Origin of the sequence: Bacillus sp. BB51/4 (assembly GCF_008368845.1) — a bacterium.
In the GTDB taxonomy this organism is placed as follows: domain Bacteria; phylum Bacillota; class Bacilli; order Bacillales; family Bacillaceae_G; genus Bacillus_A; species Bacillus_A wiedmannii.
The window spans coordinates 255,404-277,048 of sequence record NZ_QOSC01000008.1 but is presented as its reverse complement, the minus strand read 5'-3'; the positions used below and the strand labels follow the sequence as shown (position 1 = coordinate 277,048).

The 21,645-nt window shown below is 35.2% G+C and carries 24 protein-coding genes, 1 pseudogene, 1 riboswitch and 1 other annotated feature; of the genes and pseudogenes, 11 read left to right on the top strand and 14 right to left on the bottom strand.

Annotation, left to right across the window (positions count from 1 at the left end; translation table 11 throughout):
• Window positions 1-38: 38 nt before the first annotated feature.
• Both DN392_RS10045 and DN392_RS10040 read left to right on the top strand, forming a co-directional pair.
• The gene (locus DN392_RS10045; protein WP_001115310.1) at window positions 39-479 is read left to right on the top strand and encodes a DUF1641 domain-containing protein; all 441 of its coding nucleotides are present in this window, start codon (window positions 39-41) and stop codon (window positions 477-479) included.
• A gap of 44 nt (window positions 480-523) precedes the next feature.
• On the top strand, window positions 524-1,702 hold the full coding sequence (locus tag DN392_RS10040; protein ID WP_000043194.1) for an NAD(P)/FAD-dependent oxidoreductase: 1,179 nt from the start codon (window positions 524-526) through the stop codon (window positions 1,700-1,702).
• 190 nt (window positions 1,703-1,892) lie between these two features.
• Here DN392_RS10040 and tyrS read toward each other — a convergent pair whose 3' ends face one another.
• The 5 genes from tyrS to DN392_RS10015 all read right to left on the bottom strand — a co-directional run bounded on the left by tyrS (window position 1,893) and on the right by DN392_RS10015 (window position 8,029).
• Window positions 1,893-3,155 (bottom strand): tyrosine--tRNA ligase, encoded by a 1,263-nt coding sequence (gene tyrS, locus DN392_RS10035; RefSeq protein ID WP_001021072.1) that lies wholly within the window; start codon window positions 3,153-3,155, stop codon window positions 1,893-1,895.
• A gap of 51 nt (window positions 3,156-3,206) precedes the next feature.
• Window positions 3,207-3,422: a binding site (T-box leader), on the bottom strand.
• 105 nt (window positions 3,423-3,527) lie between these two features.
• Complete coding sequence (gene murB / locus DN392_RS10030; RefSeq protein WP_001057100.1) at window positions 3,528-4,445, bottom strand: UDP-N-acetylmuramate dehydrogenase; 918 nt, start codon at window positions 4,443-4,445, stop codon at window positions 3,528-3,530.
• A 388-nt stretch (window positions 4,446-4,833) separates the two neighbouring features.
• Entirely contained in the window at window positions 4,834-5,229 is a 396-nt protein-coding gene (locus tag DN392_RS10025; RefSeq protein WP_000573650.1) for an SET domain-containing protein, read from the bottom strand.
• Window positions 5,230-5,440: 211 nt separating this feature from the next.
• Window positions 5,441-6,943 carry a DUF4077 domain-containing protein gene (locus DN392_RS10020; protein WP_088321302.1) on the bottom strand — a complete coding sequence of 501 codons (1,503 nt, stop codon included), beginning with the start codon at window positions 6,941-6,943 and terminating at the stop codon, window positions 5,441-5,443.
• A 27-nt stretch (window positions 6,944-6,970) separates the two neighbouring features.
• Window positions 6,971-8,029, bottom strand: coding sequence for an endonuclease/exonuclease/phosphatase family protein (locus DN392_RS10015; protein WP_088321301.1), 1,059 nt, complete (start codon window positions 8,027-8,029; stop codon window positions 6,971-6,973).
• Window positions 8,030-8,246: 217 nt separating this feature from the next.
• Window positions 8,247-8,306: riboswitch (Fluoride riboswitch) on the top strand.
• 54 nt (window positions 8,307-8,360) lie between these two features.
• Here DN392_RS10015 and crcB (DN392_RS10010) point away from each other — a divergent pair.
• Together crcB (DN392_RS10010) and crcB (DN392_RS10005) are read left to right on the top strand one after the other, a co-directional pair.
• A complete protein-coding gene (gene crcB / locus DN392_RS10010) occupies window positions 8,361-8,765 on the top strand; it encodes a fluoride efflux transporter CrcB (protein WP_016135987.1) in 405 nt (134 codons plus the stop codon).
• Window positions 8,762-9,118, top strand: coding sequence for a fluoride efflux transporter CrcB (gene crcB, locus DN392_RS10005; RefSeq protein ID WP_064449615.1), 357 nt, complete (start codon window positions 8,762-8,764; stop codon window positions 9,116-9,118). The genes crcB (DN392_RS10010) and crcB (DN392_RS10005) overlap by 4 nt, the downstream gene beginning before the upstream one ends.
• Window positions 9,119-9,150: 32 nt before the next feature.
• On the opposite strand, the gene DN392_RS10000 is transcribed toward crcB (DN392_RS10005), so the two are convergent.
• From DN392_RS10000 to DN392_RS09970, 7 genes are all read right to left on the bottom strand, one after another.
• Window positions 9,151-9,393 (bottom strand): DUF3947 family protein, encoded by a 243-nt coding sequence (locus DN392_RS10000; RefSeq protein ID WP_000980972.1) that lies wholly within the window; start codon window positions 9,391-9,393, stop codon window positions 9,151-9,153.
• Window positions 9,394-9,456: 63 nt separating this feature from the next.
• Entirely contained in the window at window positions 9,457-9,669 is a 213-nt protein-coding gene (locus DN392_RS09995) for a DUF3955 domain-containing protein (protein ID WP_016085623.1), read from the bottom strand.
• A 175-nt stretch (window positions 9,670-9,844) separates the two neighbouring features.
• The gene (locus tag DN392_RS09990) at window positions 9,845-11,038 is read right to left on the bottom strand and encodes an MFS transporter (protein ID WP_048566647.1); all 1,194 of its coding nucleotides are present in this window, start codon (window positions 11,036-11,038) and stop codon (window positions 9,845-9,847) included.
• A gap of 5 nt (window positions 11,039-11,043) precedes the next feature.
• A complete protein-coding gene (locus tag DN392_RS09985) occupies window positions 11,044-12,591 on the bottom strand; it encodes an ABC-F family ATP-binding cassette domain-containing protein (protein ID WP_064449614.1) in 1,548 nt (515 codons plus the stop codon).
• Window positions 12,592-13,027: 436 nt separating this feature from the next.
• Window positions 13,028-13,543 (bottom strand): spermidine N1-acetyltransferase, encoded by a 516-nt coding sequence (gene speG / locus DN392_RS09980; protein WP_016085620.1) that lies wholly within the window; start codon window positions 13,541-13,543, stop codon window positions 13,028-13,030.
• Window positions 13,544-13,683: 140 nt separating this feature from the next.
• Entirely contained in the window at window positions 13,684-14,088 is a 405-nt protein-coding gene (psiE, locus tag DN392_RS09975) for a phosphate-starvation-inducible protein PsiE (protein ID WP_016085619.1), read from the bottom strand.
• A gap of 71 nt (window positions 14,089-14,159) precedes the next feature.
• Entirely contained in the window at window positions 14,160-14,516 is a 357-nt protein-coding gene (locus DN392_RS09970; protein WP_064449613.1) for a winged helix-turn-helix transcriptional regulator, read from the bottom strand.
• A 146-nt stretch (window positions 14,517-14,662) separates the two neighbouring features.
• Between DN392_RS09970 and DN392_RS09965 the strand changes: the two are divergent.
• Both DN392_RS09965 and DN392_RS09960 read left to right on the top strand, forming a co-directional pair.
• Window positions 14,663-15,310, top strand: a pseudogene (locus tag DN392_RS09965) (nitroreductase family protein).
• A gap of 135 nt (window positions 15,311-15,445) precedes the next feature.
• A complete protein-coding gene (locus tag DN392_RS09960) occupies window positions 15,446-15,685 on the top strand; it encodes a DUF896 domain-containing protein (protein ID WP_064449612.1) in 240 nt (79 codons plus the stop codon).
• A gap of 262 nt (window positions 15,686-15,947) precedes the next feature.
• On the opposite strand, the gene DN392_RS09955 is transcribed toward DN392_RS09960, so the two are convergent.
• Window positions 15,948-16,379 carry an Lrp/AsnC family transcriptional regulator gene (locus DN392_RS09955; protein ID WP_002096214.1) on the bottom strand — a complete coding sequence of 144 codons (432 nt, stop codon included), beginning with the start codon at window positions 16,377-16,379 and terminating at the stop codon, window positions 15,948-15,950.
• A gap of 167 nt (window positions 16,380-16,546) precedes the next feature.
• Here DN392_RS09955 and DN392_RS09950 point away from each other — a divergent pair, with 167 nt between their 5' ends.
• From DN392_RS09950 to DN392_RS09935, 4 genes are all read left to right on the top strand, one after another.
• Window positions 16,547-17,128 carry a beta-class carbonic anhydrase gene (locus DN392_RS09950; protein WP_064449611.1) on the top strand — a complete coding sequence of 194 codons (582 nt, stop codon included), beginning with the start codon at window positions 16,547-16,549 and terminating at the stop codon, window positions 17,126-17,128.
• Window positions 17,129-17,159: 31 nt separating this feature from the next.
• Complete coding sequence (gene cynS / locus DN392_RS09945) at window positions 17,160-17,609, top strand: cyanase (RefSeq protein ID WP_001081567.1); 450 nt, start codon at window positions 17,160-17,162, stop codon at window positions 17,607-17,609.
• A gap of 127 nt (window positions 17,610-17,736) precedes the next feature.
• Window positions 17,737-19,017, top strand: coding sequence for a purine/pyrimidine permease (locus DN392_RS09940; RefSeq protein ID WP_064449610.1), 1,281 nt, complete (start codon window positions 17,737-17,739; stop codon window positions 19,015-19,017).
• A 230-nt stretch (window positions 19,018-19,247) separates the two neighbouring features.
• The gene (locus DN392_RS09935) at window positions 19,248-19,805 is read left to right on the top strand and encodes a cysteine hydrolase family protein (RefSeq protein ID WP_064449609.1); all 558 of its coding nucleotides are present in this window, start codon (window positions 19,248-19,250) and stop codon (window positions 19,803-19,805) included.
• 40 nt (window positions 19,806-19,845) lie between these two features.
• Here DN392_RS09935 and DN392_RS09930 read toward each other — a convergent pair whose 3' ends face one another.
• Window positions 19,846-20,280, bottom strand: coding sequence for an Lrp/AsnC family transcriptional regulator (locus DN392_RS09930; protein WP_064449623.1), 435 nt, complete (start codon window positions 20,278-20,280; stop codon window positions 19,846-19,848).
• Between the two features lie 368 nt (window positions 20,281-20,648).
• Between DN392_RS09930 and DN392_RS09925 the strand changes: the two genes are divergently transcribed.
• Complete coding sequence (locus tag DN392_RS09925) at window positions 20,649-21,614, top strand: DUF4822 domain-containing protein (protein WP_088321300.1); 966 nt, start codon at window positions 20,649-20,651, stop codon at window positions 21,612-21,614.
• Window positions 21,615-21,645: the final 31 nt, after the last annotated feature.

Genomic DNA, 21,645 nt, shown 5'->3' with positions numbered 1-21,645 from the left:
AAAAATAAGAGTATTGCTATCGTAAAGGAGAATTGGAGATGCCAGAAACTATGACTCAAACAAAGCCAGAACAAGAAACTGTACAAATTTCTGCTAGCCAAGGACAACTTGATGTACTTGATCAGTTGTTAAAACCTGAGGTACAAGAATCATTAACTACACTAGTAGAACAGCTTCCAAAATTAACTGAGCTTGTTAACATTTTAACTAAATCTTATGACTTCGCTCAAACTGTTGCTACTGATGAAGTATTAAAAAGCGACACTGTTGGTGCAATCACAGAGCTTGTAGAACCTGTAAAAGATACAGTAAAAAGCATGGCTGCAACTGCAATCGAAGCGAAAGATCGTGCTGACGAAAGCACTGAAGTTATCGGCCTATTCGGTCTGTTAAAATTACTAAAAGACCCACAAGCACAAAAAATGTTCCGCTTTGTGAACGCATATCTTCAAATTAGTGCAGAACGTAACAATAAATAATTAAAATTATAACAACAATTAGTAAAGACGGGGGATATCATACTATGTCAAAACAAATTGTCATCTTAGGCGCTGGTTATGGCGGTCTTCTTGCCGCTTTAAACGTACGTAAATACTATAGCAAATCAGAAGCACAAGTTACAGTGATTAACCAATACCCAACACACCAAATTATCACTGAACTACACCGCCTTGCAGCTGGTAACGTTGCTGAGCAAGCAATTGCAATGCCACTTACAAAGCTTTTCAAAGGTAAAGACATCGATCTTAAAATTGCAACAGTTGAGTCATTCTCTGTTGATAGCAAAGAAATCAAACTAGCTGGTGGCACTACTTTATCTTACGATGCACTTGTAGTTGCTTTAGGAAGTAAAACTGCTTACTTCGGTATTCCAGGACTAGAAGAAAACAGCATGGTATTAAAATCTGCTGCTGATGCAAACAAAATCTACAAACACGTTGAAGACCGTATTCGTGAATACGCGAAAACGAAAAACGAAGCTGATGCTACAATCGTAATCGGTGGTGGCGGATTAACTGGCGTTGAGCTAGTTGGTGAGCTTGCTGACATTATGCCTAAACTTGCAAAAAGCCACGGCGTAAATCCAAAAGAAGTTAAACTTCTTCTTGTTGAAGCAGGTCCAAAAATTCTTCCAGTATTACCAGACCACTTAATCGAACGTGCAACTACTAGCTTAGAAGCACGCGGTGTTACATTCTTAACTGGTCTTCCTGTAACAAACGTTGCTGGCAATGAAATCGACTTAAAAGACGGTCAAAAACTTGTTGCTAACACATTCGTTTGGACAGGCGGCGTACAAGGTAACCCATTAATCGGTGAATCAGGTCTTGAAGTAAACCGTGGTCGTGCAACAGTTGATGCATACCTACAATCTACTTCTCACAAAGACGTATTCGTTGCTGGAGACAGCGCTGTTGTCTTCGCTCCAGACGGACGTCCATACCCACCAACTGCACAGATCGCTTGGCAAATGGGTGAGTTAATTGGATACAACTTATACGCAGCACTAGAAGGCAAAGCATTCGAAGAGTTCGCACCTGTTAACTCTGGAACACTTGCTAGTCTAGGACGTAAAGATGCTGTTGCTACAATCGGAGCAAGCAATACTCCACTTAAAGGCCTACCAGCATCATTAATGAAAGAAGCAAGTAACGTTCGTTACTTATCACACATTAAAGGTCTATTCAGCTTAGCTTACTAAGCTGAATATAAGCCCGAATCATGCCCTGCATGGTTCGGGCTATTTTTGTCCGTAATTTTCTCTAACCTATTTATTCGGCAGAAGAATAATATAACCCTTTTAATTATCTAAATTTACTGATTATTTTATGTCTAAATTATGTATACGAAAGGATGGAAGTATTCTTCCTGCTCCCATCCTTTCACACAAACTATTCTCCTAACTTCACAAGGCTGTAGTTCTTCTTCCCTTTACGGATAATAATAAATCGTCCATCAAATGAATTTTCTACAGTTACATCTGTACCCACATCCATTACTTTTTCACCATTCATAGAAATAGCTCCATTATTAATATCTTCACGTGCTTGTCGTCTAGATGGTTCAATCCCTAAATCAACTAGCCATTCTACGATGTTTTTCGTCTCTTTTGAAGACTGGAATGTTGGCATCTCTTTAAAACCTTGCTCAATTTCATCCGCTGTTAACGATTTAATATCTCCGCTAAATAACGCTGCTGTAATTTTCACAGCTTGCAGGAATGCCTCTTCTCCATGAACGAATTTCGTCATTTCTTCCGCTAATACTTTTTGCGCTTCACGTCTATGAGGCTCTGTTTCTACCTTCACTGCCAATTCATCAATGCGCTCTTTCGTTAAGAACGTAAAGTATTTCAAGTATTTAACGACATCACGGTCATCTGTATTCACCCAAAACTGGTAAAATTCAAATGGTGTTGTTTTTTCAGGATCAAGCCAAACTGCACCACCTGCTGATTTACCAAACTTCGTTCCATCTGATTTCAATAATAACGGAATCGTTAATCCGAATACCTTCGCTTCGTGCCCTTCTAACTTACGAATTAAATCTAAACCACTCGTAATATTTCCCCATTGGTCACTACCACCAATTTGCAGTTGAACATCTTCTTTCGTGTATAAATGATGGAAATCCATCGCTTGCAAAATTTGGTACGTAAATTCTGTGAAAGAAATACCTGTATCTAAACGACTTGCTACAATGTCCTTCGCTAACATGCTATTAATGCTAAAGTTTTTCCCGTAATCACGTAAAAACTCAATAATGTTTATTTCATGTGTCCAGTCGTAGTTATTTACCATCTTCACTTCGCTATTTCCGCCAAAATCAAATAGCTTTTTCATTTGCGCTGTTAACGCATCCACATTATGCTGAACTACTTCTAACGTTTGAAGTTGACGTTCTGATTGTCGTCCACTCGGATCACCAATTGTTCCTGTTGCCCCGCCAATTAAAATAACAGGATGATGGCCAGCTAACTGGAATCTCTTCATCATCATAAACGGAATCAAATGTCCGATATGCATACTATCACCAGTCGGATCCACTCCGCAGTATAGTGAAATCTTTTTCTCATCTACTAGCTTACGTAAACCTTCTTCGTCCGTCTGTTGATTAATGGCGCCGCGCCATTCTAATTCATCAATAATATTCATCTTTTGTCATCCCCTCTATTTTTTGAAAACAAAAAGTCCCTATGTCTATGACATAGGGACGATGATTCACCGTGTTACCACCCAGTTTGTATAAATAGCATAGCTACTCATACCACTCTTAGCAATAATATCGATTGCCAATCCGCTTAGCATTACCTAAGATACTCCAGAGTGTAATTCGCAAGTTTGTTTGTGCTAGGTTCCAGCAACCCCTAGCTCTCTCGTTAACAGTGACAAACTGCTACTGGGCTCTTTCAACGTATGTTATTTGTTAAATTATTAGCCATTATATTGAATTGAAAACAAATTGTCAACAATACCCAAATATTATTTCAAAATAATTCATACTTTTATACACTTTTAATTCAAAGATTACTGTAGATCTTCCCCAATAATCCTTACTTCTCGCTCTAACTTCACGCCAAATTTCTCTTCAACGGTCTTTTGTACAAAGTGAATTAAATCAATGTAATCTTGTGCTGTTCCGTTATCAACATTCACCATAAATCCAGCGTGTTTTAGAGAAACTTCCACTCCACCAATTCGCTTACCTTGTAGTCCTGATTCTTGAATCAATTTACCAGCAAAGTTATTCGGTGGGCGCTTAAATACACTACCACATGAAGGATATTCTAGAGGTTGTTTTGACTCACGTTTAAACGTTAAATCATCCATTTTTTCTTTAATTTCTTCACGCACACCTTCTTCAAGTTCAAATCTCGCTTCAAGAATAATGTAATGGTTGTTTGCAAATACACTCTTACGATATCCAAATTCAAATGCTTCTTTCGTCAAAGTACGTAGCTCTCCATCACCTGTCATTACAACAGCTTCTGTTAATACAAACGATACTTCCCCCCCGTAAGCACCAGCATTCATATATAATGCTCCGCCAACTGAGCCTGGAATACCACAAGCAAACTCAAGACCCGTTAAATTATGATCTAATGCAATACGTGATACATCAATAATTGCTGCACCACACTGTGCTACAATCGTCGTTCCTGTTACAGTCACATCTGTAATGTGAATTAAACTTACTGTAATTCCGCGAATTCCACCGTCTTTAATGATGACATTCGATCCATTTCCTAAAAACGTAACTGGAATATTATATTCGTTAGCATATTTGATAACTTCTTGAATTTCATCATAATTCGTAGGCGCAACGAACACATCTGCTTTTCCACCAACTTTAATATGCGTATGATTCTTTAACATTTCATCTTGTTTCACATGACCTTCAGGCAATACCGTACTTAAATATTTATAAACCTCTTGCATATTCATTTTACGATTCCTCTATTTCTATATTCTTTTTATCCCGTTATACGGGCCCATAATATCCCCACATACATGAACGAACCTAAAGTGGTGGATACAGTGTACCCAAAATCAATTCGAGACACCTATAAACCTCTTAATTTATAAGAGGTGCCACTCATATTAAAATATATATTGCATAATAAAGCAACCCAAATGGGCTACTAAACTTGACATGTCATCAGAAAGACAACAATTTGTAAAATATATAACTTTTTCAAAACACTATCCTTCAGTATCTTACTATACCATACGAAAATAAAGTGGTATTTTTTTGTAATCTTTACTTTATTTTCATCAATAAAAAAGATGCTTTTACCTATGTAAAAGCATCTTTTTTATTACTTATTATAATTTACTTTTCGTTCTCTTCTTTTTCCTTATCAAACCATAACAGCTCATCGTCATCAACTTCACCATTATAATTGATTAGAATCTCTTCTCCCGCTTTTATATCTTTGTAAGCAAAGAAGTTAAACGTGTGATTCTCAAAGACAATATCATACGTTGCATTCGGATTATATGCATGATTAAATAACATGCCGTATCCTAAAAGGAATGCTGTATGATTTACCCCATACTCAAATGCGTAGTCAGCAAGTAACGTTTTCTCAATGTGTTCATGCTGTTCATTCGGATAAGAGATAACTGGTGCTGAGTGAATCAACTCACCCTTTTTAATATCACGAGTTGCAAATACACCTCTATTAAATTCTCCATCACTAAGTTCAGAAGTCTTAACTTCGATCATATGCGTCACCTATATAATTCTTTCTTTGAAGTATTTTAATTCCGCTATTTGCGGGGTTCAACTAATAATCAGTAGCGTATAGCCCCACTAATTAAAGTCTCACTTTATCTCCTTAAGCTTGGCAGAAAACTCAAAGAAAAGCAATTAAATTACTATTAAGTATTCGTTAAAATGAAAAAGAGCACACATAGTGTGCCCTTTTCAATCAATATTACTTTTCTAAAATATCTTCTAGTAACTTCACTTGCTCGCTAACAGTATGCAACGTCTTCACCGATATATCATTTCGATGTTTTTCTTCTTCCACACTTGCTAACACTTCTTCTGTAGCCGCAGAAGTTTGCTGAATTACATTAGAAGCATGTGTAACATCCTTTACGATATTCGTCGTTTTAGCCTGGAAATTTTCTTGATGAACAACAATCTCTCTCATTACATCATTAATTGCATCAATAAACTTCCCTAAATCCGTTACATTTGTTAAAACGCTTGCTAGCATTTCATTACATTCTTCTTGTACTCTTTCTGATTTTTCTACCTGCACTTCCACCTTGCTTGCTTGATTACTAAACTCCTTCAAAATCCCTTGAATTCTTCCAGCTGAACGATTCGATTCTTCAGCAAGCTTTAATACTTCATTCGCTACAATAGCAAACCCTTTTCCATGTTCTCCTGCTCTTGCAGCTTCAATATTTGCATTTAAAGCTAGCAAACTCGTCTGACTTGAAATATTCGTTATTACATCTACAATTTCATTAATTTGCTTCGATTGCATCATTAAATCTCTAAATATAATTCCCGATTGTGAAACAACATCATTTAAACTTCTCATGTTAGCTTCAAAATTTCTTAAAGTATTCACACTACCCTTTGAAATCTCTAAACTTTCATCAACACGAATTGATGCATTTCTTACTTGAGAGATGATTTGTTCAATATTTCCTTCCATATCATTCAATACTTCTACTGAACGTGACATCATCTCTGATTGTGATTGCGTACCAACTGCCACCTCTTCAAAAGCGAAATTAATTTCACTCATCGACTCCATCGATGTATTCATATTTTGTCTTAAATGATTGAAATTACTATCTAGTTTCACAACAGTTTCCTCAATAAGTCTTTGAGTCTCTTCTAGCTCCTGAGCTTTCCTCATTACTTCTTGCTTCTCATCACTTAAACGAGCTAACAAATTAGAGCCAATCTTCGTTACGCCCCACATTGCGATCGTTACGATCGCTAACAAACTCGCGAAGTTTGCAGCTTCAGATGCCGCTGTATAAGCAAAAAATTGCTCCGGCCAATAACTACAAAGAATAAATGTGATAACAACCGCCACTCCGCCGAGAATGATAACGAGACGTTCACTTAAATAAATAAGTGAAACTGCTAGTGTAAAGTAGACCATTTGAAATACAGCTGGGCTTTCATTAAAAGCTTGTACCATAATGAAAGACATCATAAGCAACATAAATGTCATGATGTATTTATACATTGATTCCATACTTTTTATAAAAGTAAAAAACGTCCCAAATACAACAACAGAAATACCACAAACCCAAAACGCTATTGCTCTCTCCGTAAAAATATATCCGTAATACCCAATCGCGATTATTCCAAGGAAGAAACTACAAATCGTGATAAACAGTAATAAATGATTTTTCTGTGATTCTTTCTCAAGGTTAGAAAAACAAGTTCTCTTTAACCACTCCATATATGAAGCCCCACCTTCTGCACTTAATTACTTCAGCTTAAATACCGCACTTACTGGGTTATGATCGCTATTTTCAAACTTTAAATCTTTCCCTTGTACATTTACAATTTCCACATTTGGTGAAACGATAAAGCCATCAATAATCGTGACAAAGTTTTCACCTTCTACATACTTCTTCACATCATCTCTCACCGTCATAACAGACGGATCTACAGCCCACTTAAAGCCTCCATCAGTAAAGTCCTTCGGTAACTCTACTAACCACTCAGGACGCTCTTTCACAAACTTCGGATCACTTAATTGAACGTCAGAAAGCAATTGATTCCAATCTCCGCCCATTATTACGTAATCACCATTTTTATAATGCTTGTTCATATATTCTTTTAAATACTCTACTTGCTGCTTTCTAATTTTTCCGCCTTCATCGTACGCAGACAAATGTAAGTTTACAAGTCTAACATACTTTCCATTATTAACAGGGATTGTATGTTCAACAATCGCTCGATCTAAATCGAATAAACGCTTTGGCCAAGGTTCCATTCCAGGAAGCTGGAATCTCTTCGCTGTTTGAACTGTATATTTAGAAAACGTACTTAACCCGGCCTCCGCATATCCCATTGGACTTGTAATTGGTACAGGGACCCATTTTGTGTCATAGTTCTTTCCGAACGACGAAGCATAATCAGATAATCCTTTTTTCAAAAATTCATGCCCATTCACATCAAAAGATCGCAGTGATTTTATATCAACTTCTTGTAATAATGCAAAATCACTATTCTCATTTTGTAAAAACGAAAGCATATTCTTTAAGTTCACTTCAGTCTGTTCTTTACTACTAGAACCAGAACCCTTTCCTCCGTCCATAAAGAAGTCTTGGTCCTTATCTAATCCACCATATCCAATATTAAATGTTGTAACTTTAAATTCATTTCCTGTCGCTAATACGCGCTCTTTATTATTTTCCACCTTCAAACTTACAACATCAGCAGGCTGTTCTTTAGTAAGTGTCATATACCCTAAAAAACCACCTACAACTCCCACCCCTACTAAAATACATATAAGTACTATTTTTAATAATTTCTTCAAATAAACGCCTCTTTTCTAAAACACCCAACTTATTTTTCTTTATTTTCAGTTAACTAAAACTGAATGACAGACATACGAAATATTTTATCACATTGAAAACCCTATATCACTATATTTAGTTTATAAGTAATAATTCTTGCTCTTAAATTATCAAAAGTACAAAATGCCCCAACTCCTTCACTGGAAATCCAACGCAATGTTTAGTACACTATATGTAATAATTATAGGCGATGGAGTTCGCCATAAACGCTGCTTAGCTAATGACTCCTACCAGTATAACTACTGGTAGGAGTCTATTTTTTTGAGCAAGCTATTTAAAGAGGTGAGAAAATTGATTTATATTATCGTTGGCATTGCCGGTATATTAGGAGCCCTCTCTCGTTATTATTTAGGACTTACTATTCATACATTTTGGCATCATTCATTTCCATTAGCTACATTACTTATTAACTTAGCCGGCTGCTTCTTATTAGCGTGGCTAACTACCTATATAGCTCGGCGAAACATCTTGCCGTCAGAGATTATCACAGGCATTGGGACTGGATTCATTGGTTCCTTTACGACGTTTTCAACATTTAGTGTAGAGACTATTCAATTGATCAATCATTCTGAGTGGAGCATAGCCTTCTTATATGTATCATGCAGCATACTTGGTGGCCTCATTATGTCTGGACTTGGCTTTACACTAGGTGATTTCTTAATTAAGAAACATCTTACGGAAGGTGATCACTTATGATAGGAGCTTTATTAGTAGCAACAGGAGGATTTTTCGGTGCTATTACACGATTTGCAATTAGCAATTGGTTTAAAAAAAGGAATAAAACTTCATTTCCAATTGCTACGTTTCTCATTAATATAACAGGAGCATTTTTACTCGGATATATAATTGGTAACGGAGTCACTACAAGTTGGCAATTATTATTAGGTACTGGATTTATGGGAGCGTTCACTACATTTTCGACATTTAAGCTAGAGTCCATTCAGCTCTTCAATCGTAAAAACCTTGGCATACTATTTCTATATTTAAGTGCTACTTACATAATTGGTCTCCTCTTCGCATTCCTTGGAATGAAGCTAGGCGGAATATAAAAAAGAAAGCGACTCTGATCAGTCGCTTTCTTTCATAAGAAATATGTCCCACCATATGGAATGGAAAATAAACCTGCTGGATGCACATCGTAATGTACAATTTGCATAGGCGGCTGCGCATACGGCATATACTGACTTTGCATCATTTGCGCTACTTGTGCTTGTTGCTGCTGCATTTGAATAGCCTGATACACAGCATGCATAGTCCCTTGCGCTCCTGCCAGCGTAATAGCTGCTCCCACTTGTCTACCACTATAAAAATAATGATTCATCATGATTCAGCTCACTTATTATTTTTCTTCCATATAGTATGTTTCTATTTCATAGTGAGTGTTTTGTCATACTGTCTTTTTTCGAAGCACCGAGAAAAGAGCCACGCACAAAACCAAAACAATTCCAGTAAAAGTAAATAAATATGCTAACGGAATTAAGAAAAATGGCTCCACTAAAGTTCCATCTGGTTTCACTTCAGAACCAATTATATTAAACATGATGATGCATAACACTCCCAAAAATATTGGACTAGAAGCTAGTAAGTATTTTTTCTTCATCTTATATTCTCCTCTATTCGTATAATCTTTTGATTAGTTAACATCATATTACTCAAAATAACATTAATGGTCAATAATTATTTATCGTAAAACAATAAATAATTATTGACCAAAACGAAAAAAGGTTTGTTAAGGCACCTTAAATTGCCTTACAAACCTTTTCAAAAACAAATATTTACACTTCAAATCTCTTACTTACTACAACATAAATCGCACACAATAGCACGAATATCCCAGCATAGATCAACAAAATTTCTACACTAAACATATCAGCCAATGGGCCAAATATGATCATTCCTAAAGGAAGCGCGCATGAATTAGCGATTTGTACAACACTAAACATCCGCCCGTGCATAGAAGGTTCTACTTTCTCCTGCAATAATACGGTAACTGGTGTATTGAAGCACGGCATTGTTATACCAATTAAAAAATTAAATACTAAATACATAATAAATATTGGTGCAATCCCTATTCCAATCATAAGCAGTCCATACAACGCACAAGCTAGCGCTGTTGTATGCATACGATTACGGAAACCACCCCATGCCGCAATTAATACGCCACCAGCTGCTGCCCCCGCGCTAAAAGTCATCTCACTAGCAGTAAGTCTCCACATTTCTGCACCGAAAGAACGAGTTACCATTAAAGGTGTTAAAAAAGCAGCTGGACTTATTAGAATCATGACCATAATTAATAAAACAAGTAGCCTTTTAATAAATTTATTTTCTTTTAAATAAGCAAATCCTTCTTTAATGCCTTGTAGATTAGATTTTTGCGTACTCTCTACATTCACATATCTCTCCACTTGAATGATAAACATAATACTAATTCCAATCATAGCCGTAATAACATCAATAAAAAATGTTGTTTCAATGCTAGCAATAGAAAGAATTGCAGCACTTGCTGCTGGAGAAAGAAACATAATTAAAGATGTAATACTGCTATTTATCCCATTTACTTTCATAAGATAATCTTTCGGAACGATTTGCGGGATTAACGCATTCACAGCTGGCGTTTGTACCCCTGTCCCAGCTGAACGAATGAGTAGTACGATAAAAAGTAACCAAATACTTTTATATCCTGTAAAAAATAAAACTGCCAAAACTAACGTAGCAATTGCTATAACCCCGTCCGATAACATAATCATCTTTTTACGGTCATAACGATCAATCCAAACACCTGCAAACAAAGATATCGCAATTTGTGGTAGGAAACCACAAACGGTTGAAATGGTCAACATTAACCCTGACGATGTTGTTAAGGTGATATACCATATAATCGCGTATTGCACGAGAGAGGAACCGAACAACGAAATAGTTTGAGCGGTCAAAAATATAATAATTTTCTTTTTCCAATCATTGCTACTCATATGTTTCACACCCCCTTAACTAATCCTGTCTCTATATTAAAAATACTATCTGCCCAATCAAGATAAAAACTTGCTTCGTGAGATACGAGTATAACGCTCCCCTTAAACTGTATTAACGCCTTTTGCAAAGCTTCCTTCGCTTCTGCATCTAGGTGATTTGTCGGTTCATCTAAGATTAAGAAATTACAAGGTGCTAATAATAATCCGCATAATTTAACCTTTGATTGTTCACCACCACTCAACGTACGAATTTCTTGTGAAACATGAGTATCCTTCACACCACATGCAGCTAAATGATGACGTATTTCCTTCGTATTCAGTTTTGGAAATCGTTCCGCAATAATTTGAAGCGGCGTTAAAGAATCATTACTCCAATTTAAATCTTGCTCATAATATCCCATCTTTATTTGCTCTGAAAAATGAAATTCTCCAGAAATACTAGAAATAATACCCATGATTGTTTTTAATAAAGTAGATTTCCCTACTCCATTGAACCCTGTAATAACAATTTTTTGCCCACCCATTACTGAAAAATTCAATTTTGGTAAAAGAGCAAAATCGTAACCAACTTCAAGGTTATTTACTTCAAGAACTGTCTGAACAGAAATAGGAAGTTCCTGAAAATGAATAGACGGTTTATGAGTAAAACTTGGCGGCGCAATTCTTTCCATACGCTGCAACTGCTTTCTACGTCCTTGTGCTATTTTGGAATTCACTCCAGCAATGTTTCTACGAATATACTCTTCCGTTTTTTCAATTTTCTTTTGCTGTGCATCATATTGGCGAATATAATCTTTTCGTAAATGCTCCTTTTGTCTTACAAAATCTGAGTATTTGCCGTAATACTTCTTCACCGTTCCAAACTCTACATCACATATGCAAGAAGTTACTTTTTCTAGAAAATCAAAATCATGTGATACTACAATAAACGCCCCTCCAAAATTCATTAAATAATTAGCAAGCCATTCAACATGCTCTTTATCAAGAAAGTTTGTCGGTTCATCTAGTAATAAAATATTAGGCTCTTCTAATAAAAGCTTTGCTAAAATCACCTTTGCCCGTTGTCCTCCGCTTAATTCACCAATAACACAATCCATCCCAATAGCGTCAATACCTAAACCGGCTGCCACCTTATTTATTACGCTGTCTACTGAATAAAAATCACGAGCCTCAAGCTGCTCTTGTATTTCAGCTGCTTTCAATAGTTGATTCTCATCTCCAGTCATCGCACTTTCTTCATATAACGTATTCATTCTCTTTTCCATTTCAAACAAATCATAAAAGGCTCGCTTTACATATTGTGCAATGGTATAGCTCCCATCAATTTCTGCATATTGATCAAGATGTCCAATTTGAATATTAGGTTGCCACTTAATGCTCCCCTTATCAGAAATAATTTCCCCCACCAATATTTTCATTAATGTGCTTTTTCCTGCACCATTCTGCCCAACAATCCCCATATGTTCTCCTTTATGTAAATCAAAAGAAGCATTTTCGTATAATGCTTTATCTATAAAACTATGTGATAAACTTTCAACTTTAAGTAAACTCATTTTTATTCCTCTTTTCCTGAAATTAAAAAAAGCAGAGAGATAGCGTCATTCGACACTAGCCCTCTGCTTCGTGGTTTTTCCCATACTACTCCAATTTACAGTAAAAGCTCATTGGAATAATATACACAAAGGGCCATAGACAAAGCATTGTCTATGGCCCTTAATCTATTTTATACATCAGCTGAAAAACCATAACGAAACAAGCATAGGTAAACTATACTTTTTTCGAAAAGTTATTCAGCCGATGAATATAGGGGATTTATGCCCCTTGATTAAGCTCCGTACAACGCTTCACCGTATACATTTGTGCGGAGCAAAGTTTTCTAATGAGTTTTACAAATTTTATATAAAGCATGTTCTGCACCTTCCTTAATACTTAAAAGGGATTTTAGCATACAGTTTTACGAAGCGTCAACATTACTTCCAAATCATTCAACTACTTGCTTTCAAAATATTCCTTCTGAAACATACACATTCTTATCGCATTATGATAGTTACCATCCACGAAAAACTCGTCGAGAAGTTCACCTTCTACCATAAATCCAACTTTTTTATAAACATGTACTGCTTTTTCATTTTCCTTATCCACCACTAAATAAAGTTTATGCATATTTAATACAGAAAAAGCGTAATCCATCGCTAAACGCGTCGCTTCCGCTGCATAACCATGTCCTTGATAATTCGGATCAATAATAATTTGGAATTCAGTTCTTCGATGAATATAATCGATTTCCACTAACTCGACTAATCCAACCATCTCATTATCTTTCTCCAGGATAAAACGGCGTTCACTTTGATCATGGATATGTTTATCATATAAATCCTGTAGTTCTACAAAAGCTTCATACGGCTCTTCAAACCAATACGACATAATATGTGCATTATTATTAAGTTCGTGTACAAACTTTAAATCTTCCCGTTCTAAAGGACGTAACTTCAATTCCTGACTCATTGCTATAACCTCCAAGTAAAAGAAACCTCTTCACTTAATTTCTCAATTTTTTTCAATTTCAAACGCCCTATTTTCATTGTAAACTTTCAAGTAACTTGAAGGTCAAGACATAAAAAGTAGTGCAAGCTACGCCTGCACTACTACTCTTTTCTCAAATCTCTCATATTCGATATGTATAAAGCAATAACTAAAACAAGAATGGATCCCGCATATAATAACGTCTCCATCGGTTTCTCATGAGATACGATAATTAATCGAATTAATGCCGTAATTCCAATATAAATAAAATAACGTAACGGGAAATGATAATTCGATTTGAAATACTTAATAATTAATGCGATAAACTCAAAGTATAAGAAGTAGACAATGATGCTTTCAACTAATTTATAGGACGTATACTTCTTCGCTGAAAATATGTATTGAATAAATGTGATTGTCTCGTTAATTAAAAAGATCGATAAGACAATGGACAATATAATTAGAGCTATATTTAATATCCACTGTAAAACACTCGCGATAAAATGATCGATATTAAATGATTTCATTTTCACATTAAACTCCCCTTCGTATAAGTACGTATTTATTATAGCAAAATTATACTTACAGAAGTGTTAAATCATATGTGATCGTCCTCTTTCACTATCACTTCACCATTAGGATATTTATGCTCAAGATAATCGCTGCCCCAATCACAAAGTACTTTTAAACCTTGTTTTAATGATTGTCCCTGTTCTGTAAGGGAGTATTCCACTTTCGGCGGTACTTGATTGTATACTTTTCTAGATACGAGCCCATCCTTTTCAAGCTCTTTCAATTGTTCGGTAAGCATTTTTTGCGTAATACCAGTTACCAATCGTTTTAACTCACCCGTTCTCGTCGGTCCACTTGTTAAATGATATAAAATGTGGGATTTCCACTTACCCCCGATCACATCCAAAACGACTTCAATTCTATTGTTATACTCTTTTTTCATACCGAACTCCTTCTGCATTTTTATAGGCACTTTCTCGTGCCTATGTCACGAGATGGTGTCTATATCACGAAAAAGTGCGTACTTTTCATAGTACCTGTACTATACCATAATGATGCATGTAAGCAACTTAGTGGAGGTATTTAAAAATGAAAAAAGAAAATCGTACTGCAAATTTCTATGATGTGATTCGTGAGCGTCGTTCCGTTCGCTCCTATGATCCTTCAGTTATAATCTCTAATAAAGAGATTAAAGAACTTTTAGAAGAAGCAATGTTAGCACCAAGTAGTTCCAACTTAAACCCATGGCGTTTCATGGTAATCACAGATCAAGATTTAAAAGAAAAGCTTCATCCAATCGCTTTAAATTAACCACAGGTGTTAGAAGCATCTGCTATGATCGTAATTTTAAGCGAAAATAATGCTCACGAATTCGAACATATCAATAAGGTGAATGAGCGTGCAGTAGCTGCTGGATTCATGACAGAAGAAATTAAAAACAGACTAAACAACAGTATTCGTGAGTTTTATGCACCTGTCAGTGACCAAGGAAAAAGAGAATGGCAAATGCTTGATGGTGGTTTGTTAGCTATGCAATTGATGCTTGCTGCAAAAGCGAGAGGATATGATACAGTTCCAATGCTTGGCTATAACGTTGAAGAATTCCGCAAAGCATTTAACGTTCCAGAAAACTTAACTGACGTTTTAATGATTGCACTAGGTAACGCAAAAGAACCAGGATTCCCAACAGTTCGATTAACTGTAGATGAAGTAACTTCTTGGAATGGCGAGTTTTAATCACCGTGTTTATCGTACTTTTAGAATAAAAGTACGATAAACTCTATTAATGAAACTATGACGATATCAATTATAATCCTGACGCAAAACTACAACCTTATCGACTACTTGCAAAAAAGAAAGGCTGAGAAAACAATGCTTGAAGTTTTAAATCGAATTAATGAACTAGCTAACAAACAAAAAGAAGCAGGTTTAACAAAAACAGAATTACATGGGCGTAAAGCATTACGCGAGGAATACCTTCAAATTATTCGTGGTCAAATCAACACCACTGTTACAGGATTAAAAATATTAAATCCTGTAGGAAATGACGTGACACCTGAAAGATTAAACGAACAACAAAAGCTATCACTAAACACAGATAGCAATGCATGAAAATACCAAGATTTTTTGTTACTTAATGATTCGTCTAAGTAAACTTGCGATTAGATGAATCATTAAGTTAACATTACATACCTCATCAACATATCCTTAAAACTTCTAGTTCTAACTTAAAAATCTACAAACAAAAAACCATCCCCCGCCTCTCCGGCAAGTTATGATTTTCAGTCTACAATACCACTAAGTTAATCATTAGCTTATAAGTTTTCCACAAAACAGCAAATAAAGTTACTATAACCTCCAAAGAAAAGAAACCTTATTTCAACTTTCCTATTGATAGATTAACACGATAGTTCCCGTACTTTAATAATCGTCCTAGAAAGTTATCTAATTCTTCATTGGAAGCAAAATGTGTTTTTAATAAATAACATCCCTCACCACTTATACGGTGTACTTCAGAAATTCCTTCTTCTCCTTGAAAGAAATTCATAAACTCTTGATGATTAGCTGTTGTTACGAACAAAGTAACAAATGCAGTCACTACTTGTCCTAATTTGATTCGGTTTATTGCGATTGTATATTGTTCAATAATTCCTAAATCCTCTAATCTCCGAATTCGATTTCCTACAGCCTGCCCCGTCATATGTATTTTCTGACCAAGTTCTTTCCATTGTATTCTTGAGTTTTCTCCTAATAATTTCAGTATCTCAAAATCTGTTTGATCAATGATATAAACCAATCCTTTCACCGTGAAAGTAGAAAGCCAGAAAGTGTTTCGCCAACTTATTCTGCTTATCGATACAATTCACTATACTTAGTTTATCCTCTTACATCACATTATTTATCAGGTATATTCACTTATAACATAGAGGACACAACAAAAAAATACATCTAGATTTAAAGGAGGTTACAAATATGTTATTACAAGAAATTCTATCGTTCAATGAACAATTTGTAGAAAATAAGGAATACGCTCCTCGTGAAGCGACGAAAATGCCTAAAAAACGTATGGTTGTTGTTTCTTGCATGGATGCTCGTTTAATTGAGCTACTTCCAAAAGCTTTAGATATACACGATGGTGATGCAAAAGTTATCAGAAATGCAGGTGGTAAAATTGCTTCTCCTTTCGATAGCATTATGCAAAGTGTTGTAGCATCAGTATATGATCTAAATGCAGATGAAATCTTTCTTATCGGACACCATAGATGTGGTGCAAGCCAAACTAATCCAAAAGGAACACTTCAAAAAATATTAGATCGTGGAGTAGCTTCACCAGAAATTCTATCAGCAATTAAATATGCTGGTGTTGACCTTGAAAAATGGTTATTTGGATTCGATGATGTCTGCGATTCGACTCAAGCTAATGTTGATTTAGTAAGAAATCATCCACTTATTCCAAAAGATGTTCCTGTACATGGTTTAGTTATTGATCCTCACACAGGTAAATTAGATTTAGTAGTCGACGGATATAAAACATTAAATGGTATGAAACATTAATTATTACTTAAATGAAGGGAAGTTATTAGATATGAATAGACAAGAAGCTACGCAAAAAATTATGGAAGCAAAAATCGCAAAAGGTTTAACATGGGAAGAAATTTCAAAAGTAAGTGAAAACTCTGAGACTTGGGTTGTAACAGCATTATTAGGACAAGCTACAATGACACGTCCGGAGGCAGAAAAAATCGGTAAACTATTAGAATTAGATGAAGAAGTAGTTCAGGCATTAACAGTAGTTCCACTTAGAGGTCAAGTAATGCAAATGCCTCCTACTGACCCAATCTTATATCGATTATATGAAATGATGTTACAATACGCACCAACTCTTAGAGAATTAATCTTAGAAAAAGCTGGCGAAGGTGTAATGAGTGCAATTAACTTCAATCTAGGTGTGGATACACAAGAAGATCCAAAAGGTGGCGATCCTCGTATCGTTATTACACTTAACGGGAAATTCTTACCGTTTCGTACATGGTAATTAATTAAAAATCTATCTATATAATTAAAATAATTTTATAGAGTTACAAAATCCATCCTTTTTAATCTAACTGTATAGAAAGGATGGATTTTTACTATGAGATTCTTTTTCGGTAAAGGAGAATAATATGAATAAAAAATACTTTAATACGAGCTTTAATATTCTACAGTGGTTTGTTTTTCTATTAGCAAATGCAATTGCATTGCCTATCATTATTGGTGGAATATTCCATTTATCAATAGAAGATATTTCAACATTAATGCAGCGCACTTTTTTAGTCGTTGGAGTAAGTTCATTTATACAAGCTTTGGTTGGGCATAACTATCCCATTGCGGATGGTCCAGCCGGTTCATGGGTAAGTATATTTGTCATACTGGGACAAGTAGCTATGTATCAGGGACAAAGTGCAAAAGACGTGTTGCAGCTTTTAGAAGGCGGGTTAATTATTGCAGGTATATTACTCTTCGTTATTGGTATAACAGGTCTTGTACATCGAATTCTACGTTTATTTACACCTTTGGTTACAGGAACTTTTCTTTTAATCTTAGCACTTCAACTTAGTGGTGTGTTACTAAAAGGAATGATGGGGTTACAAGGGGCTGCAACTCATCCTGATTATACAACATCTACTATTGCACTCTTTGTTTTTGCCATGATTACCTTCTTATCAATAAAAGGGAAAGGATGGATGAAAAGTTACGCTGTGTTACTTAGCATTTCATTTGGTTGGCTTTTGTATGCTTTATTAGGAAAGTCTTCTCATGTGCCTTCATACACACCGCTAGTTAAGTTACCACAGATATTCGCTTGGGGCATGCCTAGATTCGATATTGGAATGACTCTAACTGCAACTTTATTTACATTTCTTTTAGTCGCAAATACGATTGCTGCTGTTTCAGCTGTAAAACAAGTGGCTCCGTTATCTAAAGAAAATGAAAGGCAAACACTGAACCGTGGTGTATGGGTCGGAGGTATATCACATATTATCTCGTCGTTGTTCTCTACAATTGGAATTGTACCATTACCTGCATCAGCAGGATTTATTCAACTAACAGGACAAAGAAAAGTGAAGTCGTTCCTTATAGCAAGTCTTATATTAGCAGGAATTTCTTTTATTCCCTCAATTGTAAGCTTTATATCCTTGCTTCCAGGCCCTATTGCTAATGCTGCACTTTTAGCAACATTTTTCCAAGTAATAGGCATTTCATTTCACTCAATTTTACGTGAAGAATTAAATCAACGCCGATTAACTATATTAGGAATTACATTATTAATCAGTTTAGGAATAATGTTTCTTCCAGAAAGCGCATTTAGCGGCATTCCTTCTTCCTTACAATATGTGTTAAGTAACGGACTACTCGTAGGTACTATGATCGTTATTCTGTTAGAACAGTTTTGGAAAGAGTAAAGTATTTATATACTTAATTATAAAAAAAGAATTAGATAAATTTATTAGTGAATTAAAAAGATAATATTCATACTTTTCTTTCAAATTATTGTTACCCTCCCACTTTTTCACAATGAAACTATATACATCAAAATCGTTTCATGACATTATTACTTCCACATAGTTGCAATTTATATAATAACGGTACAGTACAAATAACGTACTGAATCAATAAGTATGGGGGAATAACGATGAACGAAGCGTTACTATTAGTAGACATACAAAATGATTACTTTGAAGGCGGCAATATGGAATTATATCAACCTGAAAAAGCCGTACAAAAAGCCAAGGAAGTATTGAAAGTATTTCGTGAAAAACATAAAACAGTCATTCATGTACAACATATTGCGAACAATGAAGGAGCTACTTTCCTCTTACCTGAAACAGTAGGTGTTCAAATTCATGATGATGTACAACCGATTGCTAACGAAAGAGTCATACAAAAACATCACCCTAACAGTTTTTTAAGAACCAATTTATTAGAAACATTAAAAGCAGAAAAAATAGATCAACTAGTCATTTGCGGTATGATGACTCATGTATGTATTGATGCAACCGTACGCGCTGCCAGTGATTTAGAATTTCAATGTATTGTAATTGAAGATGCTTGTACAACAAAAGATTTAGAATTCCAAGGAAATCTAATCCCCGCAGTACACGCTCATCAATCGTTCATGAGTTCATTAGAGTTTGGTGATATTTATGCAAAAATCATGTCGGCAAACTGTTTTATAAACAAGAGCAAATAAAGAATTACAGTTCCATAGAAAAAAAGAAAGAATGAATATCTTATTCTTTCTTTTTTTCGATTGTCTTGATGACAGTATTTATACGATAATCACCATAATGTAAAACATCTGCAAGAGTCTCTTCTAATTGCTGATGCGAAGATGTATGAAGAATCATGATATAACACCCATTACCACTTATACGATACATTTCAGTAATTAAGTCCGTTTTTTCGAAAAAGGTTTGAATTTGATTATGATAATGTGGTGCATGCAGAAATAGTGTAACAAACGTCATAATAGATCCTTCCAGCTTAGCCCTGTCGATATCTATCGTATATTTTTGAATGACACCTGCCTCTTCTAATTTATTAATTCGTTTCCCAACAGCCTGACCCGTCAAATGTACTATCTCTCCAATTTCCTTCCAGTTCATTCTAGCGTTTTCTTGTAGTAACTTTATAATTTTAAAATCTGTTGAATCAAACATGGACATCCCCTTCCTATAGGAATCACCTTCTATACGATCATCATTTCCCCCAAAATCTTTACAATACAATCGATTAACTCTATTAAGAATTACATTACTGTTAACGGCTTTCCTTCTTCTTTACAATGTATTTTATTAATTACTCGTAGGCACTACAGCAAGCTAGCGACTTTTTTATGAATATGAAAATTTTTTAGGAATTAGTTTATCTTTTTTTAATGATTTATTTAGAGGGAGTTTATAGTCGGGTATTAATATAAGAAACGTAGCAACTAAGTTCATCTATTCACTTTGAGTCTTTTCATATATAACGCACTGCTACTATAATCGCTAACCGTACTACTTAAAATCATAAAATAAGGAGACGATAAAACATGAACAAAAAAACGAAAGCACTATCATCTATATTGCTCGGATTCACACTAGTACTAACAGGGTGTGCTGGTACGAAAGCCGAAGAAACACATAGTAAACCGAAACAAGAACAAGCTGCGAAAGATACTAAAAGGGAAAATAAGTTAACGAAAGGCCAAAAAATGGCTAATATTCTTAGCGATACGAATTGGCAAGGTACAAAAGTGTATGACAAAGATAAAAATGACTTAACGAAAGAAAATGCAAACTTCATTGGCCTTGCGAAATATGATGCAAAGTCAGGAGGATATGAATTCTTTGATGCTAAAACAGGTGCAAGTCGTGGCGATAAAGGAACTTTCTTTATCACAAATGATGGGAAAAAGAGAATATTAATTTCAGAATCAATGAAATATCAAGCTGTTGTTGACATGACAAAGCTAAATAAAAATGTATTTACCTATAAAAAAATGGGGAAAGATGCTAACGGTAAAGATATAGAAATTTTTGTTGAACATGTTCCATATAAAGAAAAAGAACTTTCTTTCACTGATCCGGACAAGCAGCTGAACACGACTACAGGCGATATCGTTAAAAACGTTGATGGAGATAAAATTTTAGGCGGTACCCTTTGGCACGGAACAAAGGTATTAGATGAAGCTGGTAACGATGTAACACAGTTTAATTCTAATTTTATAAGTCTAGCAAAATTTGATGACAAATCTAATAAATATGAGTTCTTCAATAGCGAAACAGGTCAAAGCCGCGGTGATTATGGCTACTTCGATGTTGTACACGAAAATAAAATAAGAGCCCATGTTTCAATTGGAAATAATAAATACGGTGCTGCTCTTGAACTTACCGAACTGAATAAGAATAAATTTACGTATAAAAGAACTGGTAAAGACCAAGCTGGTAAGGATATAACTATATTCGTTGAACATGAACCTTATAAAGGTGATATAAAACCACAATTTAGCTTTTAAAAACGTTTGATTAAAGATCCTGTACTGAGTT